At 40.5% G+C, this 20,623-nt stretch carries 14 protein-coding genes, 1 tRNA gene and 1 pseudogene; 12 read left to right on the plus strand and 4 right to left on the minus strand.

What is annotated here, in order from left to right; all coding sequences use genetic code 11:
* Positions 1-21: 21 nt before the first annotated feature.
* Entirely contained in the window at positions 22-1,599 is a 1,578-nt protein-coding gene (gene guaA / locus AN393_RS03525) for a glutamine-hydrolyzing GMP synthase (RefSeq protein ID WP_055015140.1), read from the plus strand.
* A gap of 100 nt (positions 1,600-1,699) precedes the next feature.
* Here guaA and AN393_RS03530 read toward each other — a convergent pair whose 3' ends face one another.
* Complete coding sequence (locus AN393_RS03530; protein ID WP_055017338.1) at positions 1,700-3,283, minus strand: BCCT family transporter; 1,584 nt, start codon at positions 3,281-3,283, stop codon at positions 1,700-1,702.
* Positions 3,284-3,717: 434 nt separating this feature from the next.
* On the opposite strand from AN393_RS03530, the gene AN393_RS03535 reads away from it, so the two are divergent.
* From AN393_RS03535 to rimI, 3 genes are all read left to right on the plus strand, one after another.
* Positions 3,718-3,794: transfer RNA gene (locus AN393_RS03535), tRNA-Trp, on the plus strand.
* A 64-nt stretch (positions 3,795-3,858) separates the two neighbouring features.
* Positions 3,859-4,164 carry a hypothetical protein gene (locus tag AN393_RS03540; RefSeq protein ID WP_055017339.1) on the plus strand — a complete coding sequence of 102 codons (306 nt, stop codon included), beginning with the start codon at positions 3,859-3,861 and terminating at the stop codon, positions 4,162-4,164.
* A complete protein-coding gene (rimI, locus tag AN393_RS03545) occupies positions 4,151-4,618 on the plus strand; it encodes a ribosomal protein S18-alanine N-acetyltransferase (RefSeq protein ID WP_055015143.1) in 468 nt (155 codons plus the stop codon). Before AN393_RS03540 ends, rimI begins: the two co-directional genes overlap by 14 nt.
* 3 nt (positions 4,619-4,621) lie before the next feature.
* On the opposite strand, the gene AN393_RS03550 is transcribed toward rimI, so the two are convergent.
* A complete protein-coding gene (locus AN393_RS03550) occupies positions 4,622-7,294 on the minus strand; it encodes an ATP-binding protein (RefSeq protein WP_055015144.1) in 2,673 nt (890 codons plus the stop codon).
* Between the two features lie 510 nt (positions 7,295-7,804).
* On the opposite strand from AN393_RS03550, the gene prfC reads away from it, so the two are divergent.
* The 4 genes from prfC to AN393_RS03570 all read left to right on the plus strand — a co-directional run bounded on the left by prfC (position 7,805) and on the right by AN393_RS03570 (position 13,132).
* On the plus strand, positions 7,805-9,394 hold the full coding sequence (gene prfC / locus AN393_RS03555) for a peptide chain release factor 3 (RefSeq protein ID WP_055015145.1): 1,590 nt from the start codon (positions 7,805-7,807) through the stop codon (positions 9,392-9,394).
* Between the two features lie 62 nt (positions 9,395-9,456).
* Positions 9,457-11,208 carry an arginine--tRNA ligase gene (gene argS / locus AN393_RS03560; RefSeq protein ID WP_055017340.1) on the plus strand — a complete coding sequence of 584 codons (1,752 nt, stop codon included), beginning with the start codon at positions 9,457-9,459 and terminating at the stop codon, positions 11,206-11,208.
* Positions 11,209-11,713: 505 nt separating this feature from the next.
* On the plus strand, positions 11,714-12,352 hold the full coding sequence (gene pdxH / locus AN393_RS03565) for a pyridoxamine 5'-phosphate oxidase (protein WP_055015147.1): 639 nt from the start codon (positions 11,714-11,716) through the stop codon (positions 12,350-12,352).
* Between the two features lie 12 nt (positions 12,353-12,364).
* Positions 12,365-13,132: a TatD family hydrolase gene (locus AN393_RS03570; RefSeq protein ID WP_055017341.1), complete on the plus strand. Its 768-nt coding sequence runs from the start codon at positions 12,365-12,367 to the stop codon at positions 13,130-13,132.
* On the opposite strand, the gene AN393_RS03575 is transcribed toward AN393_RS03570, so the two are convergent.
* Positions 13,099-13,719 (minus strand): AhpA/YtjB family protein, encoded by a 621-nt coding sequence (locus tag AN393_RS03575; RefSeq protein ID WP_055015149.1) that lies wholly within the window; start codon positions 13,717-13,719, stop codon positions 13,099-13,101. The two genes, AN393_RS03570 and AN393_RS03575, sit on opposite strands and share 34 nt — an antisense overlap.
* 151 nt (positions 13,720-13,870) lie before the next feature.
* Here AN393_RS03575 and serB point away from each other — a divergent pair, with 151 nt between their 5' ends.
* A complete protein-coding gene (serB, locus tag AN393_RS03580; protein ID WP_055017342.1) occupies positions 13,871-14,887 on the plus strand; it encodes a phosphoserine phosphatase SerB in 1,017 nt (338 codons plus the stop codon).
* Positions 14,888-14,908: 21 nt separating this feature from the next.
* Here serB and AN393_RS03585 read toward each other — a convergent pair whose 3' ends face one another.
* Positions 14,909-17,386, minus strand: a complete 2,478-nt coding sequence (locus AN393_RS03585) for a PilZ domain-containing protein (protein WP_055017343.1) — start codon at positions 17,384-17,386, stop codon at positions 14,909-14,911.
* 357 nt (positions 17,387-17,743) lie between these two features.
* On the opposite strand from AN393_RS03585, the gene radA reads away from it, so the two are divergent.
* From radA to AN393_RS20695, 3 genes and pseudogenes are all read left to right on the plus strand, one after another.
* A complete protein-coding gene (radA, locus tag AN393_RS03590) occupies positions 17,744-19,129 on the plus strand; it encodes a DNA repair protein RadA (RefSeq protein WP_055015152.1) in 1,386 nt (461 codons plus the stop codon).
* 75 nt (positions 19,130-19,204) lie between these two features.
* Positions 19,205-20,137: a hypothetical protein gene (locus AN393_RS03595; protein WP_055017344.1), complete on the plus strand. Its 933-nt coding sequence runs from the start codon at positions 19,205-19,207 to the stop codon at positions 20,135-20,137.
* Between the two features lie 192 nt (positions 20,138-20,329).
* Positions 20,330-20,578: pseudogene (locus AN393_RS20695) on the plus strand (sel1 repeat family protein); the annotation flags it as partial.
* Positions 20,579-20,623: the final 45 nt, after the last annotated feature.

A 20,623-nucleotide genomic window follows, 5' to 3' on the forward strand; every position in this document is an offset into this window, starting at 1 on the left:
ATCTACTTTACGAGATCCTTCATGAGCAAAGATATTCACGATTCACGAATTCTAATTTTAGATTTTGGTTCGCAGTACACTCAATTAATCGCGCGTCGTATCCGCGAAATTGGTGTTTATTGTGAACTGTGGGCATGGGATGTGACCGAAGAGCAAATTCGCGAGTTTAATCCACAAGGTATTATTTTATCTGGTGGCCCTGAGTCAACCACACTAGAGAACAGCCCGCGTGCACCTGAATATGTGTTTAACGCTGGCGTGCCAGTACTGGGCATTTGTTACGGCATGCAAACCATGGCAGCTCAACTTGGCGGTAGTGTACATAGCTCTGATAAAAAAGAGTTTGGTTATGCACAGGTAGAAAAAGTGGGTAACTGTGCATTATTTGATGCAATTGAAGATCATATTACTGATGGCGGCAACGGCGTTTTAGATGTGTGGATGAGCCACGGCGACAAAGTAATGGAAGTGCCGGCAAGTTTTAGCACCACAGCTAAAACACCAACGTGTCCGCATGCAGCTATGTCTAATGAAGAAAAGCGTTTTTACGGTGTACAATTTCACCCAGAAGTAACGCACACACATCAAGGACAACGTTTATTAGAGCGTTTTGCAATTGATATTTGTGGCTGTGAAAAATTATGGACACCTGCCAAAATTATTGATGATGCCATTGAGCGTATCAAAGAAACCGTTGGCGATGACGAAGTGATATTAGGCTTATCAGGCGGTGTTGATTCATCTGTTGTGGCTATGCTTATTCACCGTGCCATTGGCGATAAGCTAACATGTGTATTTGTTGATAATGGTTTACTTCGTTTAAACGAAGGTCAGCAAGTGATGGATATGTTTGGCAATAAGTTTGGCTTAAATATTGTTAAAGTAGACGCTGAAGATCAATTTTTAGCTGACCTAGCTGGTAAATCAGACCCAGAAGAAAAACGCAAAGCCATAGGCCATACGTTTATCAATGTATTTGATGAGCAAGCTAAAAAGCTTAAAAATGCCAAATGGTTAGGCCAGGGTACTATTTACCCAGACGTCATTGAATCTGCAGCATCAGCTACAGGTAAAGCACACGTAATTAAATCTCACCACAATGTGGGCGGCTTACCTGATGACATGAAAATGGGCTTAGTTGAACCATTGCGTGAATTATTTAAAGATGAAGTACGTAAAATAGGCTTAGAACTTGGTTTACCGTACGACATGCTTTATCGCCACCCATTCCCAGGACCAGGTTTAGGTGTACGTGTACTAGGTGAAATTAAAAAAGAATACTGTGATTTACTACGCCGTGCTGATGCTATTTTCATTGAAGAGCTACACAAAGCCGAGCTTTACCATAAAGTAAGCCAAGCGTTTACTGTATTCTTACCTGTTAAGTCGGTAGGGGTTATGGGCGATGCGCGTAAATACGACTGGGTGGTATCACTGCGTTGTGTTGAAACGATTGACTTTATGACGGCACGTTGGTCACATTTACCGTATGAGTTTTTAGGTGTGGTTTCTAACCGTATCATTAACGAAATTGATGGTATTTCACGCGTTGTTTACGATATTTCTGGTAAACCACCTGCCACCATAGAGTGGGAATAATACCAAATAAGTAAGCTTAATTTACTGAGCTGATTATTGCACATTAAAAAGCCCGTTTAATAAACGGGCTTTTTTATGCACTAACTTTAAGGCTAAGCTTTTAAGTTTTAGGGGGTAACTCAGTTAGCATGCCTTTTACTAAACTCACGCTGCCAAGCAGTAAAATAAACGTAAAAGGTAAGGCGGCGATAATAGTAATGTATTGCAACGCTTGAATTGAGTCGGTGCCGCCAATCCACAGCATTAACATAGCAATAATACTGGCAATAACGGCCCATACTAACTTTTGCTTTATAGGTACTTCTAGTTTGCCGCCTGATGTAAGGCTATCTATTACAATAGAGCCAGAGTCGAGGGTGGTGACAAAAAAGATAATTATTAACGCCACAGCTAAAAGCGAAAGCAGCGTACCAAACGAATAAGCATCTAGCATATAAAACAAACTAAGCGTTACATCTGTAATGCCTTGATTCGCCCCTAGTACCCCAACTTTATTTATAATTTGATCAATTGCTACACCACCAAAAACCGACATCCACGCGGTAGTTACGAGAGTAGGAATAAGTAATACGTACACTAAAAACTCACGTATGGTACGCCCTTTTGAAATACGCGCTACAAACATACCAAAGCAAGGTGCGTATGCAACCCACCACGCCCAATAGAATACGGTCCAGCCATGTAGCCACTGCGTATCTTCTCGGCCTGTGCTGTAGCTTAGTGGCATGATATTTTTAATATAGCCGAGTACGGCCGTGTAGGCAGAATCAAGTACGGTGGTAAAGTTTAAAATAAACACTAACCCCAAAAACACGAAGGCGATGCCCATATTTATATTACTTAGGAGTTTTACGCCACCATTCATACCACGCACAATAGAGAGGATAGCCAAGCTCATAATTAATAAAATAATGCCTTGTTGTAATAATAAGGAGCTTTCAAAGCCCAGTACGTGGCTAATACCACTGGCGGCTTGTGCTCCGCCTAAACCTAACGAGGTCGCAAGACCAAAAAGGGTTACTAATACCGCCATTACATCGATAACATCACCTAACCTGCCCCAAACTCGGTCTCCTAAAAGCGGATAAAATACAGAGCGCATAGAAAGCGGTAAGCCTTTGTTATAAACAAAATAGGCTAAACATAAAGCGGTCATACCGTAAATTGCCCAAGCGTGCAGCCCCCAATGGAATACTGTAGCCCCTAAAGCCATTTCGCGGCCTTGTGTGCTAAAGGGTTCTGCATTGAGTGGGGTGCCAAACCAGTCGGTGTAAAACGCAGTCGGTTCTGCCACGCCCCAAAAAATAAGGCCAATACCCATACCCGCAGCAAAGAGCATAGATACCCACGATAAGGTTGAATAGTCTGTCGTTGCTTTATCGCCGCCAAGGCGAATTTTACCCAGTGGTGAAGCGGCAATGCCTACTGCAAACAGCAGTAATATATTGGCACCCCACATAAATACGTAGTCAAAATTAGTTAGTGCGGCATTTTTTATTGAGTTAATTGCCTCTTTTGCTTCGTTAGGTGATAGGGCAAGCAGGGTAATTATAAAAAGTAGAGATAGACCAATAGAAACAGAAAATACATTAGTATGAATATCCATGCCCCATTTGCTAACGTTGTCTTGTCCTACTTGGTAATCGGTTGAATCGATACTGTATTTTTTTGATTTAAACTTCATATAACACGGCGTGAACTACTAGCAACGGCTAATAGTAAAGCTCCTCCATATTTGCATTGTTAATGATCCGCGTATGTAAGATACATGATGAAATATGCAATTAGGTGGTAAGGCGCGGATCCCCTAGGCGCTAAACTGTATCATAAATGCTGCTAATGTTATTGATTTGTTTATGCACTCAAATGCTGCATTAGGGCGGGAGGAGGCGCCATAAATAGTGAGGGCGGATGAAATACGTGATGCTCGGCTCTAAATTATTATCCGTGAGAGTATTTACAGCATAACATCTAGGCTCTGCTGGGCTGGTAAAGTGTTTTTATAACGCTATTTAGCTTGCTAATTCAGCGTTTTGTATAATTTAAAGGCAGTTGAACTAAAAAGTTAATTTTTTACTTTACCTTTTCTAAAAGGTCTCTATAATTCGTCGACATTGCAGGGGCGTAGTTCCAATTGGTAGAACAGCGGTCTCCAAAACCGACGGTTGGGAGTTCGAATCTCTCCGCCCCTGCCATTTCTTCTTTACATCGTTTTTATTACTTCATATATTGTTCCCGTGTTTAATTTACTGAGTTGTTATGCATCCACGTTACGCAGCTATTTTTGGTATAGAAAACCTTGAACTAAATCGGCACTATCGCCCAAAAAATAGTGACTCTTCTTCAGACGTTTCGCAAAGCACCGCCGCTGAACGTTTAACGCTGAGTGAGCCGTTATTAAGTGATATACGGTTAAGCGTACCTTCTTTAACAATTAATCATGTTTTTAAAGGCGCTGGTATAGAGTTAACCGACGATAAGCTTACACTACCATCTTCACAGCTCAGTGCTTCTGATAAGCGCGCTCTATGGGCTTTAATGAGTACACACCTTGATAAACTTTAAGCCTGTAAACGAAAATGCCATAGCTCAATTAATGGCTATTGAAACCGCTTGTCACTCTCATCCTTGGTCTCTTAAAACAATGAGCTCTTGCATGGGCGGTCGTTACTTTAATTTAGCGGCGTTTGATGAAAACACCCTAGTAGGTTTTTATATTGGTGAAAAGGCTGGGCCTGACTTTACCCTTATGGATATATGTGTAACACCCAGTGAGCAAGGTAAAGGCATTGCAAGGCAGTTACTTAGCCAGTTTATTGAATATGGCGAGCAGGAAAATGCTGAAAACCTGTTTTTAGAAGTGCGCGAGTCAAACGCGCGTGCAATAAAGCTTTACGAACATGCTGGCTTTACGCAAATGTCGGTACGTAAAAATTATTACCCGAGCGATGATGTGACTAAAAATGGTTATGAGGACGCCATACTAATGGGTATGGCGCTTAACTTAGGCTTTTTGTAAGCTTTAAGCTGTTTCTTTACTTTTAGCGATAGTTTGCTCTATTGCATTGATTAAATTAATGATCAAAGTAGGGCGCTGTGTTTGATCGTTACTTAGTAAGTTCTCTTCTAATAAAGCAGCACTGTGGTAAATATCATCAAAATTGAAGCACCCCGCACTGCCTTTTAGGCTATGGGCTACGCTTCTAAGTGCTTCTGCATCGTTACTCGCCTTTAAGCTGTTTACCTTTTGCAGGTAACTTGGCAGGTTAGCCACGTAGTTGTCATTAATTTGCTGAAACTTTTCACTTTTTAGTAAGCTATCCCACTTATTTTGATTATCTTTTTCAAGATTTAAGTAGCTTACCAGTACGTTTTCAAGCGCGTCCTTATCGATTGGTTTTGCGAGTGCTTTATCGCAACCCGCTTCTATATAGGTGTCTATATCATGGTTCATTACATTGGCGGTAAGCGCAATTATAGGCCCATCGTAGGCGGCATGGCGTAGCATTTTAGTTGCTTCAAGGCCACCCATTACAGGCATTTGCATATCCATAATAATAAGCTGGTAGTCATTTACTAGCGCCATTTCTACCGCTTGAGCACCGTTATTAGCCATATCAGGCTCAAGCCCCCAGGTTTGTAATAAAAGCTTTATAAGAAGCTGGTTATCTGGATTATCTTCGGCCACCAATATGTTGGCATCAAAACTAGAAGTAGCAAACGACAAGAAAGGGTCTTTTTCTGGAATAAGCTGTGCTTTCTCAGTTAAAAGCTCTAATGATTGTTTAGGCTCGTTAATATGGCAATCAACGGTAATAGCAAAGCGACTGCCTATACCAATTTCGCTTTTTAAAGTGACATCGCCACCTAATAACTGTGCTAAGTTTTTAGATATACACAAACCTAAGCCTGTGCCTCCAAAACGTCGCGTTGTGGTGGCATCAGCTTGTTCAAAAGGCTTAAATATACGCTCTATTTGGTGCTCAGACATACCAATACCTGTGTCTTTAACCACAAACTCAAGCTGTTGCTTACTTTGTAAGTAATGCACACAAATAGACACTTTACCTTGTTCGGTAAATTTAACGGCGTTACTGGCGATATTTATTAAGATTTGTTTTAAACGCGTCATATCACTATAAATAGTGCGTGGTAATGGCAGCTCGTAATGAATGCTGAACGCGAGCTGCTTTTCTCGTGCTAGCGGTTCAATAATTGATTCAATATCGTGAACTAGTTGGACTACATTGAGTGGCGCCTGCTCTACTGCAAGCTTTTCTGCTTCTATTTTAGATAAATCGAGTATGTTGTTTATTAGCTCTAATAAGTGTTTAGAGTTTCTTAAAATAGTGTTTAAATGCTGCTTATCGTTAACCACTTTATCGTTAATTAGTAACTGCTCGGTAAAACCCATAATGGCAGTAAGTGGAGTGCGTATCTCATGGCTCATATTTGCTAAAAAGCGACTTTTAAGCTGGTTGGCTTGCTCAGCTTGAGCTATCGCAAGTTCAAGTTGGCTATTCATCGCTTCAAGCGCTTTAGTGCGGCTTTCTACTTTATCTTCTAGGTGGTGTTTATATTCTTCAAGCTGCTCTTGGTAGTGTCTAATTTGGTTGATCATGTGGTTAAAATCGTTAAACAATACCCCAACTTCATCATTGGTATGAGCCGGTAAATTTACCGATAAATCACCATCACCAACACGATGGCTAGCCGCCCCTAAAAGCTCAATGGGGTTAAGTAGTAAGTTGCGAACAACCACAAAAATAAGAATAGGCAGGGTGATCACCGAAATAATCACAATTAAGCCTGTAATTAAGCTAATAGCCTTACCCGATTGATAAAGCACGCCCTTTGGAATGGTTGATACAAAATAATAACCGCCACTCATTTGTACGGCAAAAATCATTCTTTCTATTTTGTCTATGCTCGAAAGCTCAATAGTCGAAAGGGTGCCTACATCAGCTAAATTATGCACTTGTTCAAGCTCGTGCTCGGTAATGTATTGCCCGCGTAAACTGTAGTCTGAGCTAAATAAAATTTGCCCATCGTTTGTAAGCAATAAATTTAAAGTGTTGTTGTAAGGCGCTTCTAAAATACTGGTATTTAATATAGAAGGTTCGACTTGTAATACTATAAAGCCAAGTTGTTGTGGGCGCTTTAAATAGTAATCTACACTTTGAACGCGTTGTACAAAAAATAAATTTGTGGTGCCGTCGCTGTTTTGCACCATAAATTGTTGCTGGCGCAAATTACTCTGCAGTACTTGCTTAAAAAATGGGTATGACTGCGGTGCAGTTGTTAGGTTGTTAGAGTAATACGCGTCACTTTTACCACTGGCCGACACTAAATTAATACTAATTATATCTGGGTAGGCTTCGCTATAACTGGCAAAAACATCCATTAGTGCCCCTAAACGGCGAGTATAGCTGCCATCAGCGTGAATGTCGTTTGATAAAAAATCACTTAAAACCGGTGAGGTTGACAGTAGTTTTGCTGTGGAATGAAACGAGTCTATGTAGTTAAAAACCTTTTGTTGCTGTTGCTCAACAAAGCGGCTCATTATAAGGTCGGCTTGTTTTTGGGTCGAATTGGTTACATTAGTTAGGGTAAAGCCACCTAAAAATAGCAAAGGTAATATCACCAAAGGAGTTATATACCATAATAATCGAATGCTTAACTTACTGGTTTTCATGACCAAACTACTTATCCTCCGTGCAATCTATCAATGATATGCGTTACAGGTTTAATTCTCAAGAAGCTAAGGTCGATTAGCGTTAATTTAGAGTAAAAATATAATGTTTTAATACATGGGTCGTTAATAAGTTATTGCTAAGGAGGCTTTTATATTCTTGGCACTTTAAGTTTATCTGTTAAGTTTTAAAAAATTACCCTATGTATTGTGCTTTAAGTGAAAACATCATTGTTAAAATTTAATGTATCTACCGATTAAATTACAGTTAGATGGCCCCCTAAAATAGTGATTAGACAAAGCCAAGATATTTTTAAGTTAGATAGCACACTTTTATACCGACTCCTGTTACAATTGCCACTATTAAAAAATTAGCTATATGGCGTTAATTGTTGTCAATTTATTCACACTAAATTGCTCAAAGCCCAGTTAATAACGATCAACTTAACGGGTTGCCTTGCATACACTCAATGTTATGCATGTAACTTGGCATCAAACTAAAAGAACTTATTAATGGCAGACCAGAATATTATCAACGAAATTAGCAAGCGAAGGACTTTTGCAATTATATCGCACCCGGATGCTGGTAAAACCACCATCACCGAAAAAGTACTTTTGTTCGGACAAGCGATTCAAAAAGCCGGTACTGTAAAAGGCCGTGGCTCTAATCAGCATGCAAAGTCTGACTGGATGGAAATGGAAAAGGAGCGTGGTATATCAGTTACTACCTCTGTCATGCAGTTTCCATATAACAATGCGCTAGTTAATTTACTTGATACTCCTGGACACGAAGACTTCTCAGAAGATACTTACCGTACTTTAACTGCGGTAGATTCGTGTTTAATGGTTATTGATGCCGCAAAAGGTGTAGAAGAACGTACCCGTAAACTTATGGAAGTTACGCGCTTGCGTACTACCCCAATCGTTACCTTTATGAATAAGTGTGACCGTGATATTCGTGACCCAATGGAGCTACTTGATGAAGTAGAAACAGAGCTAAACATTGCCTGTGCGCCTATTACGTGGCCAATTGGTTGTGGTAAAGAGTTTAAAGGTGTTTATCACATTCATAACGACGAGGCAGTTTTATACAAAACAGGCCAAGGTCATACGATTCAAGAAGTACGCACTGTAAAAGGCCTTGATAACCCAGAGCTTGATACCGCCATTGGTGAAGAGCTTGCCGAGCAATTACGTGAAGAACTAGAACTGGTAATTGGCGCCTCTAACGAGTTTGACCTTGAGCTGTTTTTAGCGGGTGAGCTTTCGCCTGTTTACTTTGGTACAGCCCTTGGTAACTTTGGTGTAGACCATGTACTTGATGGTTTAACACAGTGGGCACCAACACCATTGCCGCGTGAAACAGAAGACCGCCAAGTTGTTGCAACTGAAGAAAACTTTACCGGCTTTGTATTTAAAATTCAGGCTAACATGGACCCTAAACACCGTGACCGTATAGCCTTTATGCGTATTGTATCGGGTAAATACAGCCAAGGCATGAAAATGAACCACGTGCGTATTGGTAAACAAATAAGTATTTCCGATGCGGTAACCTTTATGGCGGGCGATCGTGAGCGCGCAGCAGATGCATTCGCAGGCGACATTATTGGTTTGCATAACCACGGCACTATTCAGATTGGCGATACTTTTACGCAAGGCGAAAAGCTTAAATTTAGTGGCATTCCTAACTTTGCCCCTGAATTGTTCCGCCGTATTCGATTAAAAGATCCGCTTAAGCAAAAGCAGCTACTAAAGGGCTTAGTACAGTTATCTGAAGAAGGTGCAGTACAAGTATTTAGACCGCTTATTAATAACGATTTGATTGTAGGCGCAGTAGGTGTGCTGCAGTTTGATGTTGTTGTTGCGCGTTTAAAAGCAGAATACAACGTAGATGCTATTTACGAAGGTGTTAACGTAAATACTGCGCGCTGGGTACATTGTGACGACGTTAAAAAGTTTGAAGAGTTTAAGCGTAAGTGCGAAAGCAACTTAGCGCTTGATGGTGGCGATAACTTAACTTACATAGCACCAAGTCGCGTAAACCTAAATTTATCGGTAGAGCGTTACCCAGACGTAACCTTTAGCCACACGCGCGAAAATTAGAACTGACTGACTAAAGTTAACTGAAAGCCTGCTATGGCGGGCTTACATAGGTAAATAATATAATGAACATTCGTACTATTTTAGTAGAAAAAGCCATTGCCGCCATGACCGCTGCAGGCCTACCAGAAGATACCAATCCAGCAGTTACACAAAGCACACGCCCGCAATTTGGTGATTACCAAATTAATGGTGCAATGGGTGCCGCTAAAAAAATGAAAAGCAACCCACGCGAGCTTGCGCAAAAAATTATTGATAATTTAGATGTAAATGATATTGCTGAAAAAACAGAAATTGCCGGCCCAGGTTTTATTAACATCCACTTAAAGCCTGAGTTTTTAGCAAACAGTGTAAAAGCAGCAAACAGCGATGCAAAACTGGCTGTGAATGAGCACACTAACCCACAAACTGTGGTAGTAGATTACTCATCACCAAACCTTGCAAAAGAAATGCACGTAGGCCATTTACGTTCAACCATTATTGGTGATGCGATTGTACGTGCCCTTGAGTTTAGAGGCGATAAAGTTATTCGCCAAAACCATATGGGCGATTGGGGCACACAGTTTGGTATGCTAATTGCGCATTTAGAAGATCAAATTAGCCAAGGCGTAGACTTAGAGTCGGTAGCGCTTGCTGATTTAGAAACGTTTTACCGCGACGCTAAAAAACGTTTTGACGATGAAGAAGGCTTTGCCGATAAAGCCCGTGATTACGTGGTTAAACTACAAGGCGGCGATGCGCACTGTGAAAAGCTATGGAAGTTATTTATAGCAACCTCAGTTAAGCACTCTGAAGAAGTATATAAACGTCTAAATGTAACGCTTACTCAAGACGATATTATGGCTGAAAGTGCATACAACAGCGAACTTAACGATATTATTAGCCTTTTAAAAGATAAAAATATTGCTGTAGAGTCGCAAGGCGCACAAGTGGTGTTTTTAGATGAGCTTGCCAACAAAGATGGTGAGCCATCAGCGTTTATCGTGCAGAAATCTGGCGGTGGCTTTTTATATGCAACCACCGATTTAGCCGCATGTAATTACCGCTCAAACACTTTAGGCGCTGAACGTATTTTAATATTTGTTGATGCGCGTCAAAGCCTTCACTTTAATCAAGTGGAGCTTACAGCACGAAAAGCAGGCCTTTTACGTGATGAGACAAGCTATGAGTTTTGCCCGTTTGGCACCATGATGGGCGCCGATGGTAAACCATTTAAAACTCGCACCGGTGGCACTGTTAAACTTGCCGACTTACTTGAAGAGTCAATTAGCCGTGCAGCAACAAAACTTGCTGAGCGTGAATCTGATTTATCGGATCATGATCGCAGCGAAATTGCGCGTAAAGTCGGTATTGGCGCGGTTAAGTACGCTGACCTTTCTAAGCACCGTACCAGCGATTACATCTTCAACTGGGACACCATGTTAAGCTTTGAAGGCGCTACAGCACCTTACCTACAATATGCTTATACGCGTGTGCGTAGTATCTTCCGTAAATCAGATTTAAGTGCCGAAGCGCTAACTCTTCTTGGTGTTAATGTTGAAATAGTTGCGCCGCAAGAAAAAGCACTCGCACTTAAACTGCTACAGCTTGAAGAAGTGCTTGATTTAATGATCTCTGAGGCTACTCCGCACGTATTATGTAGCTACTTATACGAGCTAGCTAGCTTATACATGACATTCTACGAAGCCTGCCCAGTACTAAAAGAAGGCGTAGAGCCAAGCGTACGTGACAGCCGTTTAGTGCTGTGTAATTTAGTGGCAGATACGCTGAAAACTGGATTGGACTTACTTGGCATTGAAGTCATGGAGCAAATGTAATCACCGTCGTACTTTAACCTAATACTGCGTTATCCACCCCGACTTACCCTAATCACATACAAACCGTATGCTCATAGGGATAAGTCGGGTTGGATGCCTTGTCTTAGGCTAAACTACTTAGGTGAACGTCTGCTTCGTGTAGTTCGCTTTAGCTGCGTTGGTAAAACTATTTAGCCTAAGTCACATACAAACCGTATGCTCCTTGGCATAAATAGTTTTACCGCCTTGCTAGCACTCCTACACTTGCAGATGATTTTAGGCTTTACTTGACGAACTTTTGTAAGTTAATCAATTTTGTAGCTGATAGCTGATAGCTGATAGCTGATAGCTGATAGCTGATAGCTGATAGCTGATAGCTGATAGCACCGTAGGTTGGGTTTAGTGAAACGAAACCCAACACTAAACTAACATTAAACAAAACATTTTTATTTTTGCTCTTATAACGATTAACAGCCTGACCTTAACTTACCCACATACGCTTTAATAAACAGAGAAGGATTTGTTTATGAAACTCGAAGATATCCGCCGTGAATACCTGCAAGACGCGCTAAGCGAAGATAACTTGCAAGATGATCCATTCAAACAATTTGAAACGTGGCTTGAGCATGCTGTTGGCAGTAATATTCCAGACCCAACGGCGATGGTTGTAGCAACAGTTGATGAAACTGGGCAACCTTCACAGCGTATTGTACTGTTAAAGCATTTAGATGATAACGGGTTTGTATTTTTTACTAATACCGGCTCTCGTAAAGCACAAGAGCTAAAAGGTAATAATAAAATATCGCTGCATTTTCCATGGCACCATATGGAGCGCCAAGTGATTGTATACGGCGAGGCAAAACCATTACCAACATCAGCGGTGGCAAAATATTTTTTATCTCGCCCTAAAGAAAGTCAATTAGCCGCATGGGCATCAGCGCAAAGCCGTCCGGTGTCCTCGCGAAAAGCGCTAATGGAAACCTTTGCCAATATGAAGAGTAAATTTGCTAACGGCGAAATTCCACTGCCAGATTTTTGGGGCGGATATTGCGTAGTGCCTTCTAAAATTGAGTTTTGGCAAGGTGGCGCGCATCGATTGCACGACCGTTTTATATATCAGCGTCAAGCCGATAATAGCTGGCAAATAACACGTTTAAACCCTTAATCGGTTTACGCTGTGAAGTTTATAGACTCGCATTGCCATCTTGATTTTAGCGAATTTGATGCAAATCGCGAATCACTCATAACAGAGTGTATTGCTAAAGGTGTTGAGCGCCTTGTTGTGCCAGGTATCAGCTTGGTGCAATCAAAGCAGCTAATTGAATTTAAAGCTAAATACCCACAAGTACATATTGCCGCAGGGCTTCACCCTTATTTTTTAGGTGATCATAAAGATGCTCACTTAGTGCAGCTATTCGACTTTGCAAAGGTGAACAATAAACAACTGGTAGCAATAGGTGAGTGTGGACTTGATAGAAGTATTGAAGACCTTGAAAAGCAAACAAGATTGTTTGAGCAGCAAATAACGATTGCTAACGAACTGAACCTACCGCTTATTGTGCACCACAGGCAAAGCCATGACTTAATTGCGCAATCGTTTAAACGTTGTAAGCCAAAATGTGGTGGGGTGATACATGCGTTTTCGGGATCACTTCAGCAAGCCCAGTATTATATCAAACAGGGCTTTAAATTAGGGGTAGGTGGGGTTATTACCTATGAACGGGCTGCTAAAACCCGTAATGTTATTGCTCAAATTGAGCCACAACATTTAGTGCTCGAAACCGACTCGCCTTCAATGCCACTTAGCGGTCATCAAGGTGAAATTAATACGCCATTACACATTCCAAATGTGTTCAATGTATTATGTAGTTTAAAGCAAAGTAGCGATAAAGAGGCGCTTGCGAAGCAGCTTTATGACTCTTGCTCTGAGGTTTTTTGCATATAGCGGTTTACCTGCCAACGTTTTAGTCCCCGCCCTAACTGCCACGTAAAAATACACGCAATAACTAGCATTAACAAAACTTGCCTGCCTAAATCATGAAAATGATTGTGACTATCTGATATCGCAGCACGTGTTAAATAGGTAATAGAGACAAAGCCAAGAGGCTTATCTATGTCGCTTACAACAGGCTCGACAAACGGGGTTTTTAGTTTACTTATTCCAGGGGTCGACTCTGGTAATTGGCCAAATACATGATGTGACTGCCAATGATCGCTGCTTGCTATAAGCACGCCTTGCTGATCGTATATTGTGGCTGAAAGTACAAACTCGTCTTTACTTATATCGTTGCATAGCGCAGTAAGTTGTGGCTTATTTTTAGCAAGTAATGGCTCTTTAGCATTCAGTGCCATAAATCGGGCTAAGCTTTTGGCAGTGTTATCGGCACTATTATAAAGCAGTTGGTGGCTTTCAAAGCTGCTGTTAACACCTACAAAACTCAGTAATACAAAACAGCCCGCAGCCAATAATAAACGAATAATTCGCTTTCTTTGTGATGCAGATAAAGGGCTTTTTATATGGTTATTTTTCATAGTCACCGTATATGCTACTGACAGCATTTTGATTTGATGTTACAACTACAGTAACTATAACCTTAAATCTACCTCAATGGCGAATTTAGCGTTATGAATCCTCTAAAAGATACGCAAAATTAAAAAAACAAATAACAAACACGGAGACCCCATGTCGCAAACGAACATGGCACAGCCAGCTGCTGAGCAAGCATTACACACTTTAACGCTAAACACATGGTTTAATTATAATGATGGGCAGTTTACTACTGCTCAAACACAACCAGATAAAACCGTTGGGTTATTTAGTATTGCGTTTGCAGGCGATTTTGAACTAAAGCACGTAACTAGCATTATCGAATTTTTAAAAAAGCACGAACTCAATGTAACGGCTGTATGTCACTATCAACCCGACTTAGGGTTAGCCCCAGCTTTGTGTTTTTATAGCCCAGAGTCAGAGCAAAAAATTAATCCGCTTGTGCTAGGGGAGTTTGCAAATTCGCTTGATTGTCAGCTAGTGCAAGTTGCCACACCGCCAAACTTATATGAACCAGGCTTATTGGTTATGGATATGGACTCCACCGCCATCACCATAGAATGCATTGATGAAATTGCGCGTTTAGCAGATGTATATGACGATGTGGCTTCTGTAACCGCACTTGCAATGGCTGGCAAGTTAGATTTTAGCGAAAGTTTAAATCAACGTGTAGCAAAGTTAGCTGGCATAGAGCAAAGCTTAATAGATGAGTTAAAAAATACTTTACCATTAATGCCAGGTATTAAAGCCTTATGCCAAATATTAAAGCAGCATAATTGGTATCTTGCTATCGCATCAGGCGGGTTTGTACCCTTTGCAGAGCGTGTGCAACAGCTTATTAATTTAGATGAAGTACATGCTAATGTGCTTGAGTTTGCAAACGACAAGCTCACAGGTAAGGTCTCTGGTACTATAGTTGATGCGCAGCAAAAAGCGGTTGTTTTAGAAACACTGCAACAAAAGTTGGGCTTAGCAAATACGCAAACGGTAGCCATTGGCGATGGTGCAAACGATTTGTTAATGATGGAAAAAGCAGGGTTAGGCGTTGCCGTACATGGTAAACCAAAAGTGGTGGAGCAAGCTCAAGCAGCTATATGTAAGGGGTCGTTATTACAGTTACTGTACATGCTGGCAATTCCTTTACATAAATAACCACAGCATAAGTTAAACCGCTTAGCGCAAGCGGTTTAACCACAACAGTTTTCTTCGGCCCATTTGGGCTACTTGCTTTTGATCTAATTGTAAATGGCTAAGGGCTTCGTCGGTTATATCTACAATATCACCCACGCCAGATACTGCCCATAGCGCTTCTTCTATATCCTTTGCTTTGTGCATTGCATATTGGCTTACATACTTTAGCTCATTTGATAGATAGTCTGTATCTGGGCGCCCAGTACGCGATAAATATAAGCGCATTACAAATACCAGTTCAGATTTAACGCCTGCACTAATTTGCTCGCTAAAGCTTGAATAGTTTTCACCTAGTACGCATTGGCTTGTGACAGCCTTTTCAATAGTCTCCTGCTTAGGGTCAAAATTAATCACAAGAGTAAACGGTAAAGGCGGGTCTTGTCGGCTACGGTCTTTGATGCTTGGGGTGATCACATCAATAATTTGTTGTTGCGTTAAAATATGGCTCAGATCAGTTTTGTTATTTAATAAGCCAAAATTTTGTAAAATAACGTGGATAGGGCTGGCATATAAACCAAAACCTATGGCACCTGAAATAAAGTGGCTTGCTTCTTTATGTAAATAAAGCGGGAATTGACACACACTTTTGGTCACCATATTTCTAAGTGCAGTAGAAAGGCCTTCTATTTTCGGGGCTTCTTCAGATACTTTTAGTTTATCTTTATTACTTTCAATTAATTGGGTAAAAAAGTTAACACCTGCATGTGGTAAGTCAGCCACTCTGTTCGCTTTTAAATTAATGGTTGTTAATGACTTACTAATCGCCATTACTTCGTATTTAAGCTCACTTAAGTTATGTTTTTTAGTTATTTTTTGTAAATCGGGGAAAGATAGTAAAACAATATCACCCTTTTTAAAGCTAACCGGTACGGATGACTCTAATTGCAAACCCATCACCGAAAAATCCCGAGAATGAGCCTGATATTGCTTACCCTCAAACGTAAGTAATGCGGGTGTTTTATATAAGTAGCGTTTATGAGAGCGCAAATTTACATACTCTAACGCAACAATATCTAAATAAGGTGGTTTGTTATGCTTAGCATGGCCAAAATGCTTAAGTTGGTTCACTATCGCCTTATCAAACGGTAATTTTTTATAATTTGCTTGTTCTTCGCTATTGCCAATGGCAGTTAAAACCGCAATGTATTTCACATCTTTTATAAGGCCTGACACACGTGGCGATGGCGGTTTATTTAGCTTTTCTATGTTTTTACCCGCCGAGTTTGGTAGCGATAACGGAATAAACGAATCATCAGGGTGGCTTGGCATAACTTGTAGCTTAAAACATTGCCAACTATCTTTTTGACTGCCGAATCCTAAAAATAGATTTTTTAATTTAGGGTTGTTATTAAGCTCTGTACGCGTGGCTGAGTAGTAATAGATTTTTCCCGCAGACACATGTGTAAATGTATATAGATACTCTTCTTTTACGGCGGTTACTTGGCTAAGCATTTGACTAATGCGTTGGTTATTCAAAACGCTATATAAGCAGGGCACTTTTCTTTCATCAGTAAAATAGCGCTGAATAAAAATGTTATTTTCAGTTGTCAGGCTCAAGCTTGGGACTATATGGTCGCCTTTTTTACTTAAAAATACGTATAAAGAGGTAACACGGGGGATATAATATTGCTCATAACCTTTGGAAACAACTGCATCAAGGGTGTTATCTAAATTCACTTTATAGCGGCGTTTATTGCCATGAATAAAGCTTTCTAAAAACTCATCAAACTTTTCATTGTTTTCTATATAAGTGCGCTTTAAACGAATGTGGTTATATTCGCGTGATATGTTATCAACTGCTACGACTTCATATTGAATACCGTTTTTAAGGCCTAACTCAAAATCTTGTTCAAGCCCAACCAGGCGCATGGCAATGAGTTGCCCTTTTTTAATAACTTGCCGAGTAGAAAGTTTAATTTTACAGCCACTTAAAGAAATGTCTGACGTGCTAGCGGCAATATTTTTATGATCATTGTACTCAATTTTAACTTTAATTGAGTAGTTCATCCGCTCTTCAGAGCGACTTTCGTATGAGGCAAATTTTATTACGCTGGTAGTTAGGGTATCGTTTTCGGCTTGCGCATCACTTTGCTCTTGCGCTTGCTTTTGCAGTACGCGATGGTTGTTTTCGGTATTCATTACTGCTTCGTATACTGCTAACGTATAGCCGCCGTGTTGCTTAAGAGCTGCTTCAAAAACCTCTATGGCAGTATCATCCATAAAATGTTGTTTGCCATTATGCTCATATGGGCGCACTTGCCCGGTAACTAAGCCCCGTAGGTCTACAAAGCGGGCTACTGGCTGAGATAGGCGCGACATTTCCATTTTCATCAAAAATTGCTCAGGCTTTGTTAAACCGGCCGTTTTAGATTTGAAAATTTGGTCGAACTTTGCGTTACCTAAATAGGTTTTTAACTCATTTACGAGACTTTCGTGTTTGAGCAGTATGTCTTCAGCCATTTATAAATCGTCACCGTCTAATTGAAAAGTAGGTATACTGTAAAGTCCATTTATTTGAAAATTCAATAAACGTAACATCGCACCACAGTGTTGATATAGGTACGGTTTTTCGTGTAAGTACAGTTTAACTCTTGTTATTATGTGTTAAATGCCAAATTATTGGCAAGTTACTTCAAAGCATATAAAAGCAATAAGTATGCCCTAAATTAGGGCAAAATAAAAAGTAGTATGTATTTGTATTTAAAGTAGAAACAAACTACGTGTAACGAATGCTACACTGCAAGCACATTGCTTCAATGGTAATATCTATTCTTAATAGTAAACGCTCAAATTAAACAATAGTAGGTAAGGTTATAAATGGCTAAAGCGGCAAAAGTAGAATTTGTTTGTACAGAATGTGGTATGAACTATCAACGTTGGCAAGGTCAGTGTCGCTGTGGTGCATGGAACACGTTGGCAGAATTTAAACCCTCAGCAGGACAAAGTAAAAAAGCGGCTGCGCGCGCAACGGTAGGTGGCTATGCCGGTGGTGTTGGCGGCGGCTCTAAAAAAATTGACGATGTAGCCACCACAGAAGCCGAAAAGCAACTAACCGAAATAGGTGAACTTGACCGTGTACTAAGCGGCGGGGTAACCACAGGCTCGGTTAATATTATTTCGGGCGACCCTGGTGCGGGTAAAACAACGCTATTATCTGACTTAGTAGCCAGAATGTCGCAGCGTATGCCATCGCTTTATTGTACCGCTGAGGAGTCGCTGTCGCAGTTTAAAAACCGTGTAAACAGACTAAAGCTTAATTACAACGCCGATGAGCTTTATTTACTTTCCGAAACCAGCGTAGAAACCATTATTGAAGAGCTTGATAAAAATAAAATTAAGTTTGCTGTCATCGACTCTATTCAAGCGGTTGTAACCGATACAGCGAATGGTAGCCCTGGTTCGCCTTCGCAAGTAAAAAGTGCTGCGCAAGCGCTTACCCAGTATTGTAAGCAAAACGATGTCACCATGTTTATTATTGCCCATGTAAATAAAAACAACGAAATTGCAGGGCCGCAAACATTAGTGCATATAGTGGATGCTTTATTGCATATTGACACGAATGATGGACAAGTACGTACGCTTAGAGCTAATAAAAACCGTTTTGGTGATATTGATACCGTAGGCATTTTTAAAATGTGCGAGCGCGGCATGCTGAGCGTTGATAACCCCAGTGAGATTTTTTTATCGGGATCAAGTACTGAATCACCGGGCTCTACTATTACGTGTATCCGAAAAGGTAACCGGAACTTATTACTCGAAATACAATGTTTAACCACCGAAACCGAAGCTGAATTCCCACAGCGAGTATGTGTAGGTTTAAACATGAACCGAATAAAAATGCTTACTGGTATTTTACGTAAACACACCAAAACTAAAATATTTCACGATACGTTTTTTAATATTGTGGGCGGCTTACGAATTGATGAAACCGAAACCTGTATTGATTTAGCGTTAGTGACTGCGCTTTTAAGTAGCTTAAACGAATTTGTAGTACCGCGTACAACCTGCATTATGGGTGAACTTAGCTTAAACGGCGACGTACGCCCAATCGACAGCGGTGTACCGCGAGTTAAAGAAGCGGCGCAGCATGGTTTTACCGAAATATTTATTCCATTTCGTAATTACCATAAATCTATGGAAGGCTTAGGCGCTAAAATTACGCCTGTAAAAACAGTGCATGAGCTGCTTAGTTTGATTAATTAACGCTTACAGGGATTGCCATGCAATGTTACTCTTGAGCTAATATAACTTACACAAAGAACAGAATAAGGAAATAACATGAAAAAACTCGTAATAGCCATAGCCATTGTTGCAGCAGGTGTGGGTGGCATTAGCTACGCAAACTATGTAGCAACCCAAGAAGTTCGTACTGAAGTAGACAAGCAGCTTGCTTTAGTAAGCGATCAAACTGGTGCAACGTTTAAATATGCGGGTTTATCGGCAAGTGTTATTTCTAAAAGTGTTGAAATTACTAACATGGAAGTAATAAGCCCTGAAGGTGAAAACGTAGCGCATATTCAAAGTATTGAAGTAATCGGTTACGAAACCGATAAAATATCGCCACATACATCGTTTACAGTAAAAAGCTTCCAGTTCGATAAAGACTTTGTAGCAAAACTACCTGCTGATACAAACGAAATGCTCGCCTCAGCAAGCTACGACTTAAGCTCATCGCTTGATTACAATGAGGAGTCTGGCGACAGCGACGTAGTTTTAAAGCTCGATGCAAAAGATATTGTTAGTTTTAATATGGATGTAGGCCTTGCCAATGCTAAAGCATTAATGGACGCATCCCTTGCTATAAGCAAAGCGCAGCAAGAAGCAGGGGACACGCCACTTACGTATGAGCAAGAGTTACAACAGCAAACCTTAGTGATGCAAGCTATGAGCAAGCTTGAGCCACGTAATATTAATTTAGTACTTAATAACCAAGGTAAATTAAAAGAGCTGTTTGTGAGTGAGCTTGAAAAACAAGGTATGACGCTTGAGCAAATGCAAATGACGCTACAGCAACAGTTACAGCAAGCCCCCGTAACTGAAGAAATAGCACAATCGCTTACTGACTTTGCCAAAGGCCTAAACTCTTTAAGCATATCGGCAAAATTGCCTGAAGGTAAAACCATGATGGAAGTAAACCAGCAAATAATGATGTTAGCTGGCCAGCCAGAAGAGCTAGTTAAATTCGTTAATTTAGAAGTTAAAGGCGAATAAAGTCGTTTTAGCTTTGTAGTTGCCTATATGGTTGGCTGCAAACACTGAAGTTGTTAGAGCGTGAGTATATCTCACGCTTTTTTGTGCAATATAATAATCTGTTTTTAAATGCTTTTGCATTGGTTGAGCTGCTTGTTTTTCAGTCTCTGTTTGGCTAGTGTATTAGTTATACATACGGAAATGGACCTAATTATGCGCTTATTTTTAATTCTTACCCAAGTAATAACCTTATCGCTTTCGCCAACCATATCAGCAAAAACTAATTTTGAGCACAATATCAAGGTGGAGTCATGCTCTTCAGAAAAATGTAAGGAAGAGTTTAAAAAGCTAAAGCAATACTCACGTCAACAGATCCCACTTGCTCAAGAGATGTTGGGCACTTTTTATTATAATGGTTATGGTGTAGAGCAAGATTTAAAAAAAGCAAGAAGGTACTTTTATGAAGCCGCTCGTTGGGGGCTGCCTAATAGCCAGTTTAAACTTGGC

The organism is Pseudoalteromonas sp. P1-25 (genome assembly GCF_001401805.1).
Classification (GTDB): domain Bacteria; phylum Pseudomonadota; class Gammaproteobacteria; order Enterobacterales; family Alteromonadaceae; genus Pseudoalteromonas.

What these genes read in the sequence shown, in the direction of transcription:
- AN393_RS03550 (WP_055015144.1), bottom strand. Translation starts at nt 7,294, where the DNA reads ATGAAAACCAGTAAGTTAAGCATTCGATTATTATGGTATATAACTCCT.
- AN393_RS03530 (WP_055017338.1), bottom strand. Translation starts at nt 3,283, where the DNA reads ATGAAGTTTAAATCAAAAAAATACAGTATCGATTCAACCGATTACCAA.
- AN393_RS03575 (WP_055015149.1), bottom strand. Translation starts at nt 13,719, where the DNA reads ATGAAAAATAACCATATAAAAAGCCCTTTATCTGCATCACAAAGAAAG.
- serB (WP_055017342.1), top strand. Translation starts at nt 13,871, where the DNA reads ATGTCGCAAACGAACATGGCACAGCCAGCTGCTGAGCAAGCATTACAC.
- AN393_RS03595 (WP_055017344.1), top strand. Translation starts at nt 19,205, where the DNA reads ATGAAAAAACTCGTAATAGCCATAGCCATTGTTGCAGCAGGTGTGGGT.
- AN393_RS03540 (WP_055017339.1), top strand. Translation starts at nt 3,859, where the DNA reads ATGCATCCACGTTACGCAGCTATTTTTGGTATAGAAAACCTTGAACTA.
- guaA (WP_055015140.1), top strand. Translation starts at nt 22, where the DNA reads ATGAGCAAAGATATTCACGATTCACGAATTCTAATTTTAGATTTTGGT.
- argS (WP_055017340.1), top strand. Translation starts at nt 9,457, where the DNA reads ATGAACATTCGTACTATTTTAGTAGAAAAAGCCATTGCCGCCATGACC.
- pdxH (WP_055015147.1), top strand. Translation starts at nt 11,714, where the DNA reads ATGAAACTCGAAGATATCCGCCGTGAATACCTGCAAGACGCGCTAAGC.
- radA (WP_055015152.1), top strand. Translation starts at nt 17,744, where the DNA reads ATGGCTAAAGCGGCAAAAGTAGAATTTGTTTGTACAGAATGTGGTATG.
- AN393_RS03585 (WP_055017343.1), bottom strand. Translation starts at nt 17,386, where the DNA reads ATGGCTGAAGACATACTGCTCAAACACGAAAGTCTCGTAAATGAGTTA.
- prfC (WP_055015145.1), top strand. Translation starts at nt 7,805, where the DNA reads ATGGCAGACCAGAATATTATCAACGAAATTAGCAAGCGAAGGACTTTT.